This window comes from Pseudomonas sp. PA27(2017) (genome assembly GCF_001945445.1).
GTDB lineage: Bacteria > Pseudomonadota > Gammaproteobacteria > Pseudomonadales > Pseudomonadaceae > Aquipseudomonas.
In genome coordinates this window covers 1-9104 of sequence record NZ_MSXW01000041.1, presented here as the reverse complement: position 1 = coordinate 9104, position 9104 = coordinate 1, and the positions used below count along the sequence as shown (strand labels likewise).

At 62.6% G+C, this 9104-nt stretch carries 7 protein-coding genes; all 7 read right to left on the bottom strand.

Annotated features, from left to right (window positions below):
- Nucleotides 1-994, bottom strand: a 994-nt coding sequence (gene rfbB / locus BVH06_RS18175; RefSeq protein ID WP_075935003.1) for a dTDP-glucose 4,6-dehydratase, incomplete at its 3' end; no start/stop codon positions are given.
- 329 nt (nucleotides 995-1323) lie between these two features.
- Nucleotides 1324-1590 carry a LasR-specific antiactivator QslA gene (locus BVH06_RS18170; protein WP_075935002.1) on the bottom strand — a complete coding sequence of 89 codons (267 nt, stop codon included), beginning with the start codon at nucleotides 1588-1590 and terminating at the stop codon, nucleotides 1324-1326.
- On the bottom strand, nucleotides 1583-1858 hold the full coding sequence (locus BVH06_RS18165; protein ID WP_075935001.1) for a hypothetical protein: 276 nt from the start codon (nucleotides 1856-1858) through the stop codon (nucleotides 1583-1585). Before BVH06_RS18165 ends, BVH06_RS18170 begins: the two co-directional genes overlap by 8 nt.
- Nucleotides 1859-2398: 540 nt before the next feature.
- Complete coding sequence (locus tag BVH06_RS18160) at nucleotides 2399-3589, bottom strand: osmoprotectant NAGGN system M42 family peptidase (RefSeq protein ID WP_075935000.1); 1191 nt, start codon at nucleotides 3587-3589, stop codon at nucleotides 2399-2401.
- A 302-nt stretch (nucleotides 3590-3891) separates the two neighbouring features.
- A complete protein-coding gene (ngg, locus tag BVH06_RS18155; protein ID WP_075934999.1) occupies nucleotides 3892-5634 on the bottom strand; it encodes an N-acetylglutaminylglutamine synthetase in 1743 nt (580 codons plus the stop codon).
- Between the two features lie 131 nt (nucleotides 5635-5765).
- Entirely contained in the window at nucleotides 5766-7535 is a 1770-nt protein-coding gene (locus BVH06_RS18150) for an N-acetylglutaminylglutamine amidotransferase (protein ID WP_075934998.1), read from the bottom strand.
- Nucleotides 7536-8132: 597 nt separating this feature from the next.
- Nucleotides 8133-8576, bottom strand: coding sequence for a transposase (locus tag BVH06_RS18145; RefSeq protein WP_075934997.1), 444 nt, complete (start codon nucleotides 8574-8576; stop codon nucleotides 8133-8135).
- Nucleotides 8577-9104: the final 528 nt, after the last annotated feature.

The window sequence follows — 9104 nt, the reverse complement described above, 5'->3', positions numbered from 1 at the left end:
CGAGGTTGTCCAGGTACCAGTTTACGGTCTTGCGCAGGCCGCTGGGGAAGGTTTCCTCTGGCGTCCACCCAAGCTCGCGCTCGATCTTGCTGGCATCGATGGCGTAGCGCAGGTCATGGCCGGGGCGGTCGGTGACGAAGGTGATCTGCTCGCGGTAGGAACCCGCCGCGCGCGGTTGCAGTTCGTCGAGCAGGTCGCAGATGGCGTGCACCACATCGAGATTCTTCTGTTCGTTGTGGCCACCGATATTGTAGGTCTCGCCAACCGCGCCGCGGGTGACCACCTGCAGCAGGGCGCGGGCATGATCCTCGACGAACAGCCAGTCGCGTACCTGCAGGCCATTGCCGTACACCGGCAGCGGCTTGCCATCCAGGGCGTTGAGAATCACCAGCGGGATCAGCTTTTCCGGGAAGTGATAAGGGCCGTAGTTGTTCGAGCAGTTGGTCAGCAGCACCGGCAGCCCATAGGTGCGCTGCCAGGCGCGCACCAGATGGTCCGAGGCCGCCTTGCTGGCCGAGTAGGGCGAGCTGGGCGCGTAGGGGGTGGTCTCGGTGAACAGGTCGTCGACGCCATGCAGGTCGCCGTACACCTCGTCGGTGGAAATATGGTGGAAGCGAAACGCCTGACGGCGTGCCTCGTCCAGCCCCTGCCAGTAGGCGCGGGTGGCCTCGAGCAGCGCGTAGGTGCCGACGATGTTGGTCTGGATGAACGCCGCCGGGCCGTCGATGGAGCGGTCAACGTGGGACTCGGCGGCCAGGTGCATGATGGCGTCGGGCTGGAAACTTCCCAGCGCTTCGCTGACCGCGGCCTGATCACCGATATCCGCCTGCAGGAAGCGGTAGCGCGGATCATGCTCGACCTCGCGCAGCGATTCCAGGTTGCCGGCGTAGGTCAGTTTATCGAGGTTGAGCACCTCGTGATCTGTGCTCTTGATCAGGTGACGGATCAGCGCGGAGCCGATAAAACCCGCGCCGCCGGTGACGAGAATGCGCATGTTCAATTCCATTGAAAAAAAGAGCGTGATTATGCCCTCACTTTGATTGTGGTGCGCGGTATATGTGGGTGCTTCACCTTGAGATGAGCTCTATTTTGTTTTTTGTGGGGCTGAGAGTCAGCATGGTAAGTGTTTGAAAAGGATTACACCTCTACGTGCGCCATCTGCTGTACGAAATGGACTACGGCTACTCGCCTAAGGACGAAGTCGTCGGCCGGATGCTCCAGCGTCAAGCAGCCTGCAAGCTGTTGGAATAACTCGTGTCTGGCTTAGAAAGTACCCCGTGATACCCACCGATATTTCCAGTTAGGTGGGTATCGCCCAGGGCTTTACGTCTTATCCGAGAAGCTTACGCCTTGATGTAAGCGGCTCAGAAATCCTACTTCAAAGGCACGGCGCTGTATCTCCGCCGGTATCTCTTCCCTTTCGAAAATCAGGGCGGCCCATAACCAGTTCCTTCGGTTGCCGGCTAGCCAGGCCTGGGCCGCTTGAACGCCCTGGTTGAAGGCGGGGCGGCAGTCTTGCGCCCAGGCGATGGTTAACCCGGGGTGGCCCTGATAGCTGGGCAGTTTGGTAGCGATGATCCCCTTATTCATGGCTGCCTCCTCCCTGAAGTTGGGACAGTGCCCTGCGGTACAGCACCACCAACTCGTCCAGCAGGTCATTGGCGGCCAATGTTGCCAACCGTATTCGCAGCTGGTCGGTACTGTGCTCTGCGCGGAGGGTGAGATCATCCAGTAGCTCTCGCAGTAGAGCAGCACGCAATTCGGCATCGCCTTGAGCGTTTTGGGCTTGGTAGTCGGCGGCGGGGATTGGGCTTGGGCGCCTTGGAAATGGCAGGACGCGACCTTGCGGATTAGCCATGGCACACCTCCTTCATGGAGGTTTCGGCAGGTGCTGGGTGGGCAAGGAGGTGCCCTTGCATAAAAGCTGGATAGCGCATTTTCCTTATGCTCCTTGGTTTGGTTAAGGAGCCGTCACCGCCGTTGCTACGCGGGAATGGTGACGGACCGCACGGGGGTAGCAAACCGGAAACCAAGGGAACCGGCCAGGCCGAAGCCTGCCCCGTACGGCCCGCCATAGAAATGCGGTAGCACGGTAACGGGTACCGGCTAGGCAATTACGACGCACCGCGTCTTGGTTTCTCAGGTTGCTACACCCGGCCACGATACCAACCGTGACAGCGGCACTTTAGCTTGCAGGATGGACGGTGGCAACCGCTGAGGCGCCAGATAGAGCGGGTGATTATCACAAAGTGTCGGTAACGGGCTTCCAGTAGAGGTGGATGAGCCACCATCGCTGGAGCTGCATGTTACGAGGTGAGGAGGCCTGGGTACCACCGTGCTTGGCCCAGACCGGGGGACGCAACTTACCGCCGTTATCGGCTGATAGCGCTGCAGAGCTTTAACTTTCCTTCTCCCGATTCCCCACCAAACTATCAACCGTCGGCACCCGTGTTTCCGGCTCCATCTGTGCATCATGTTCCAGCTGATGGCTGAAGCGCTCCAGCGAGCCATTCTCCGGCTGCGCATCGCTGGCGAATACCGGCGGGCTGAGCAGGTAGGCGCCGAGCAGGCGGGAGAGGGCAGCGAGGCTATCGATGTGGGTGCGTTCGTAGCCGTGGGTGGCGTCGCAGCCGAAGGCGATCAGCGCCGTGCGGATGTCGTGGCCGGCGGTGACGGCGGACTGGGCGTCGCTATGGTAGTAACGGAACAGATCGCGGCGCACCGGGATTTCGTTCTCGCTGGCCAGGCGCAGCAGTTGGCGCGACAGGTGATAGTCGTAGGGGCCGCCGGAGTCGTGCATGGCCACGCTGACCGTATGCTCGGTTGAGCGCTGGCCGGCGGCGACCGGGGCGATGTCGATACCTACGAATTCACTGACGTCCCAAGGCAATGCAGCCGCCGCACCGGAGCCGACTTCTTCGGTGATGGTGAACAGCGGGTGACAGTCGATGGGCGGCTCCTGGCCGCTTTCCACCACCGCCTTGAGCGCGGCGAGCAGGGCTGCGACGCCAGCCTTGTCGTCCAGGTGGCGGGCGCTGATATGGCCGCTTTCGGTGAACTCGGGCAGCGGGTCGAAGGCCACGAAGTCGCCCACCGATACGCCCAGGCTTTCGCAGTCGGCGCGGCTGGCGACCAGAGCGTCCAAGCGGAGCTCGACGTGATCCCAGGAGATCGGCATCTGGTCCACTTCGGTGTTGAAGGCGTGCCCGGAGGCCAGCAGCGGCAGAACGCTGCCGCGGTAAACGCCATGATCGCTGAACACGCTGACCCGGCTGCCCTCGGCGAAGCGGCTGGACCAGCAGCCCACGGCGGTCAGGCACAGGCGACCGTTGTCCTTGATCTCGCGCACCATGGCGCCGATGGTGTCCAAGTGCACGGAGACGGCGCGGTCCGGGCTGTCGCGACGGCCTTTGAGGGTGCCGCGGATGGTGCCGCGGCGGGTCATTTCGAAGGGGATACCGATTTCGGTGAGACGCTCGGCGACGTAGCGCACGATGGTGTCGGTGAAACCGGTGGGGCTGGGAATGGCGAGCATTTCCAGCAGGACCTTTTGCATGTATTCGAGATCGGGTTCTGGAATTTGCGACATGGGCTCTCCATCAAGGACGGGGCGGGCCGCCGGGCAGCGTCTGCCTGCAGTGATTGCGTGACGCCTGTCGACGGACGGGAAATTTGCGCTCTGTTACAGACTGACCTGTATTTGCCCTCAGGGTTTCAAGGGGAACTCGTACGGAAGTTGTGGCGAATGGTTTAGGTGGCTCTGACCGCAGCAAGGCCGCAATTTTACGCGTCGGGTCGGCGCTCCTACGCGATTGTGGTGTGCCGCGATCCATTGTGGGAGCTGCGACCCGAGGCGAATGGGGCAGTCACCGCGGTCCCGGCAAGCTTCACTCAATCCCCAACACCATGGCTCAGCGGAAACAGTAGGTCGATAAAACGTTCTGCGGTTGGCTGCGGTTCATGGTTGGCCAGGCCGGCGCGCTCGTTGGCTTCGATGAACACGTACTCGGGCTGATCCGCCGCAGGCACCAGCAGGTCAAGGCCCACCACCGGAATGTCCAGCGCACGGGCGGCTTTGACGGCAGCATCGGCGAGCGTGGGGTGGAGGATGCCCGTGACGTCCTCGAGAATGCCGCCCGTGTGCAGGTTGGCGGTCTTGCGCACGGCCATGCGTTTGCCCTGGGGCAATACCGTGTCGTAGTCACAGCCGGCGGCGTGCAGGGTGCGCAGGGTTTCGGCGTCCTTGGGGATGCGGCTTTCACCGCCAGTTGCCGCCTGACGGCGACGGCTTTGTGCGTCGATCAGTTCGCCAATGGTATGGCGGCCATCACCGAGAATTTCCGCTGGGCGGCGGATTGCTGCGGCAACCACTTCGAAGCCGATGACCACGATGCGCAGGTCGAAGCCTTCGTGGTAGCTCTCCAACAGCACGCGCTCATCGAAGGGGCGGGCGCGTTCGATAGCGGCCTGCACATCAGCAGGCGTGCGCAGGTCGACGGCAACACCCTGGCCCTGTTCGCCATCCACGGGCTTGACCACCAGGCTGCCGTGCTCGGCGAGAAACGCCGCGTTGTCCTCGGCGCTGCCTGCCAGGCGCTGGGCGGGGAGGCTCAGGCCGGCACGGCTGAGGGTGCGGTGGGTCAGGCGCTTGTCCTGGCAGAGAGTCATGGTCACGGCGCTGGTCAGGTCGGTCAGCGACTCGCGGCAACGAATGCGTCGGCCGCCCTGGCTCAGGGTGAACAGGCCGGCTTCGGCGTCGTCGATCTGCGCATCGATACCGCGACGACGGGCCTCGTCGACGATGATGCGCGCGTAAGGGTTGAGCTTGTCATCCGGCCCTGGGCCGAGAAACAGGGGCTGGTTGATGCCGTTCTTGCGTTTGACGCTGAAGGTCTGTAGCTCGCGGAAACCCAGCTTGGCATACAGCTTCTTGGCCTGGCCGTTGTCGTGCAGCACTGACAAGTCCAGATGACTGAGGCCGCGGCTCATGAAGTGCTCGATCAGGTGACGCACCAGCACTTCGCCCACACCTGGGCGGCTGCAGGCCGGGTCGACGGCCAGGCACCAGAGGCTGCTGCCCAGCTCGGGGTCCTGATAGGCCTTCTGGTGATTGAGGCCCATCACGCTGCCGATCACTGCGCCGCTGTCTTCATCCTCGGCGAGCCAGTAGACCGGGCCGCCCTGGTGGCGCGGAGTGAGCTTCTCGGGATCGAGCGGCAGCATGCCGCGGGTCTGGTACAGGCAGTTGATCGCCTGCCAGTCGGCCTCGGTTTGCGCGCGGCGTACGCGAAAGCCGCGAAAGCCGCGGCGTGCCTGGCGGTAGTCGCTGAACCACAGGCGCAGGGTGTCCGACGGGTCGAGAAACAGCTGCTGCGGGGCGTGGGCCAGCACCTGTTGCGGTGCCGCTACATACAGCGCGATGTCGCGCTCGCCGGGCTGCTCGCTGAGCAACTCTTCGGCCAGTACCGCGGCGTCCGGAAAAGTATGGCCGATCAGCAGTCGGCCCCAGCCACAATGGACGATTTGCGGTTGGCTGATGCCATCGCCGTGCTCTTCGGCAAACCGTGCCTGAAGGCGCTCGTAGGAGGGGGACTGGCCCCGGAGAAGGCGTTGGTTGTGGGCAGTGGCTCGCATTGAAGAATGTTCCTTTGCTTACGCATGGCCGGCATTGCCGGCTATCGGTTGGCCTGTCTGTTAACCCGCGGCGAGGCGGATACGGCCATTGCAGTTGGGAGCGGGGGAGCCGCAGCTCCCCCGATTCGTCGTTACAGGCCCTGTTCGCTCAGCCACAGGTTCAAGGCCGCCATCTGCCAAAGCTTGGAGCCGCGTAGCGGCGTCAGCTGGCCCTGCGGGTCGGTAAGCAGGCGGTCGAGCATCTGCGGGTTGAAGATGCCACGATCATGGGCCGGGTCGACCAGCAGGTCGCGTACCCAGCCCAGCGTGGCGCCTTCCAGGTGCTTGAGGCCCGGTACTGGGAAGTAACCCTTCTTGCGGTCGATGACCTCGGACGGAATCACCTTGCGGGCCGCTTCCTTGAGCACGTACTTGCCGCCTTCCGGCAGTTTGAACTGGCCGGGGATGCGCGCCGACAATTCCGCCACGCGGTAGTCCAGGAACGGCGTGCGCGCTTCGAGGCCCCAGGCCATGGTCATGTTGTCGACGCGTTTGACCGGGTCGTCGACCAGCATCACCGTGCTGTCCAGGCGCAGAGCCTTGTCCACGGCGGCGGTCGCGCCTGGCTGGGCGAAGTGCTGGCGAACGAATTCGCCGGATACGTCGTCGGTCAGCCAGGCGGGCTGCACGCAGGCGGCGTATTCGTCATGCTCGCGGTCGAAGAAGGCCTTGCGATAGGCGCTGTAGGCGTCGTCCGCACCATCGACCAGCGGGTACCAGTGATAGCCGGCGAACAGCTCGTCGGCGCCCTGGCCGCTTTGCACCACCTTGCAGTGCTTGGCCACTTCTCGCGAGAGCAGGTAGAAGGCGATGCAGTCGTGGCTGACCATCGGCTCGCTCATGGCACGGAAGGCCGCTGGCAATTGGTCGAGAATCTCGTTCTCGCCGATGCGCAACTGGTGGTGCTGGGTTTCGAAGCGCTTGGCGATCAGGTCCGAATACTGGAATTCGTCGCCACGCTCGCCGCCGGCATCCTGGAAACCGATGGAGAAGGTCAGCAGGTTCTCGACGCCGGCCTCACGCAGCAGGCCGACCAGCATGCTGGAGTCGACGCCGCCGGACAGCAGCACGCCGACGTCCACGGCCGCGCGCTGACGGATTTCGACCGCTTCGCGCATGCTGTCGAGGGTCGCGTCGCGCCAGTCTTCGAAGGTGAAGTTGGCTTCGTCGGCGTTCGGGCCGAAGTTGAGCGTCCACCAGACCTTCTGCTCGACATTGCCGTTGGTGTCGATACGCATCCAGGTTGCCGGCGGCAGCTTCTCCACGCCGGCAAGGATGGTGCGGGGGGCGGGCACCACGGCATGGAAGTTCAGGTAATGGTTGAGCGCGATGGGGTCGAGCGTCTTGCCGATATCGCCGCCTTTCATAAGGGCTGGCAGGCTCGAGGCGAAGCGCAGGCGATCCTTGGTCTTGGACAGATACAATGGCTTGACGCCTAGGCGGTCGCGGGCGATGAACAGTTGCCCGCTGTCGCGCTCCCAGATGGCGAAGGCGAACATGCCATTGAGTTTGGGCAGCAGGTCGGCGCCCCAGGCGTGATAGCCCTTGAGCAGCACCTCGGTGTCGCCACCGGAGAAGAAGCGGTAGCCAAGCCGTTCCAGCTCGGTGCGCAATTCCGGGTAGTTGTAGATGGCGCCATTGAAGACCATCGACAGGCCAAGATCGTTATCGATCATTGGCTGGCCGGAAGCTTCGGCGAGATCCATGATCTTCAGCCGGCGGTGGCCGAAGGCGACGGGGCCGCGGCTGTGGAAGCCATGGGCATCCGGGCCGCGAGGGGCGAGGTGGTGAGTGATGCGTTCAACGGCAGCCAGATCGGCTGGTTGGTTATCGAATCGAAGTTCGCCTGCTATTCCGCACATAGTCTATAAAGCCCGTATGTTTCCTAGGCTCTGTTCCTCCTTAACGTCAGTCCGTACCAGTGGTGTACCGGTTCTGAGTTCCAGTGCGCTCCAGGGCGCGCCGGAGACGATCGAGCAGTGAAAAAGCTGCTGCGCGCGAGGACGCCGCGCAGCAGGCTCGAGTTTTTTCGAGTCACTGTGCGTGGGGATCGTTCAATAAAATGGCCGGGGGTGACAGGTGGGCGGTGCCGCCGGGGCATTGCAGCAGGGCCACAGTCAATTCGCGCCGGGTCGGCGCTCCTACACGATTGGTGGTGTATCCGCGGTCGCGTAAGAGCCGCGACCCGCGGCGAATGGTGAATACGCCGCCAGTCTTGTAGCAAGGCCGCAATCTGTCGACGCTCCTACACGATTGGTGGTGTATCCGCGATCGCGTAGGAGCCGCGACCCGCGGCGAATGGTGCATACGGCGCCGGTCTAGTAGCAAGACCGCAATCGTTTTCGCGCCGGGGACGATGCTCCTACGCGAGTGTTGGATTGCTCACGATCATTGTAGGAGCTGCGACCCGCGGCGAATGGTGCGGTTAAATCAAGGCTGCCATCGTATCGAGACAACCATCAAAGCCAGATTGCGTCCCAGTGTGGGTATTCACCTATTCGGGTGACGATCCCGGCGCGTATGGGGTTGGCGACGATGTACCTCGCTGCGCTAAGCAAATTTTCATCATTTCTCAATGCATGGTCATGAAAGCCTTTTTGCCAGGTTCGTCCTCCATGCTGCTTGGCGGATAGCGATTTCACTCTGCCGACTAGTTGTGAAAGCGTTCCTTGTCGCAGTTCCAGCAGCCAGTGCAAGTGATCAGGCATTAGCACATAACAAAGGGTCTGGTGCGTGCCGGCGAGTTCGTCCTGCCGCATGATGCGGATCAGCGTTCTCGCCAGATAAAAGTCGTTGAAAATGGGTTTTCTGTCGGCCGTCACTGTCGTTACTAGGTAGTAGTGGCCGACTGCTGACCATCGCCCTAAGCGAAGCCTATGGCTGGCGCTGCGCTTGATGCTCATTCGAATCCCTTGGAGTCTTTGAAATTTACAAAGTCTAGGGAGTGCAGAGATTTCAACGCGGGGTTCTTGTATCGCGGTGTGCCGACTATCGCTTCGCGCCGAGGTCGGCGCCGCTACGCGGGAGGTGGTGGTTTGCTCGCGATTTATTGTAGGAGCCGCGACTCGCGGCGAATGGTGCTTGCGACGCCAGTTTCGCAGCGAGGCCGCAATCGCTTCGCGCCGTGTCGGCGCTCCTACGCGGGCTTTGGATTGCTCGCGATCATGGTGGGAGCCGCGACCCGCGGTGAATGGTGCTTGCGACGCCAGTTCCGCAGCAAGGCCGCAATCGCTTCGCGCCGGGTCGGCGCTCCTACACGGGCGGTGGGCTGCTCGCGATCATGGTGGGAGATTCTATGTCAAGGATCCCCCTTTTTCGGGGTTGTAATCGACCTGCTTCTGCATCAGCGCAAAGGCGATACGAGCGAGTTTACGGGCCAGGATGGTCAGGGCTTCTGTTCGCTTGAGCCCACGCTTGAGGTAGCCCTGATA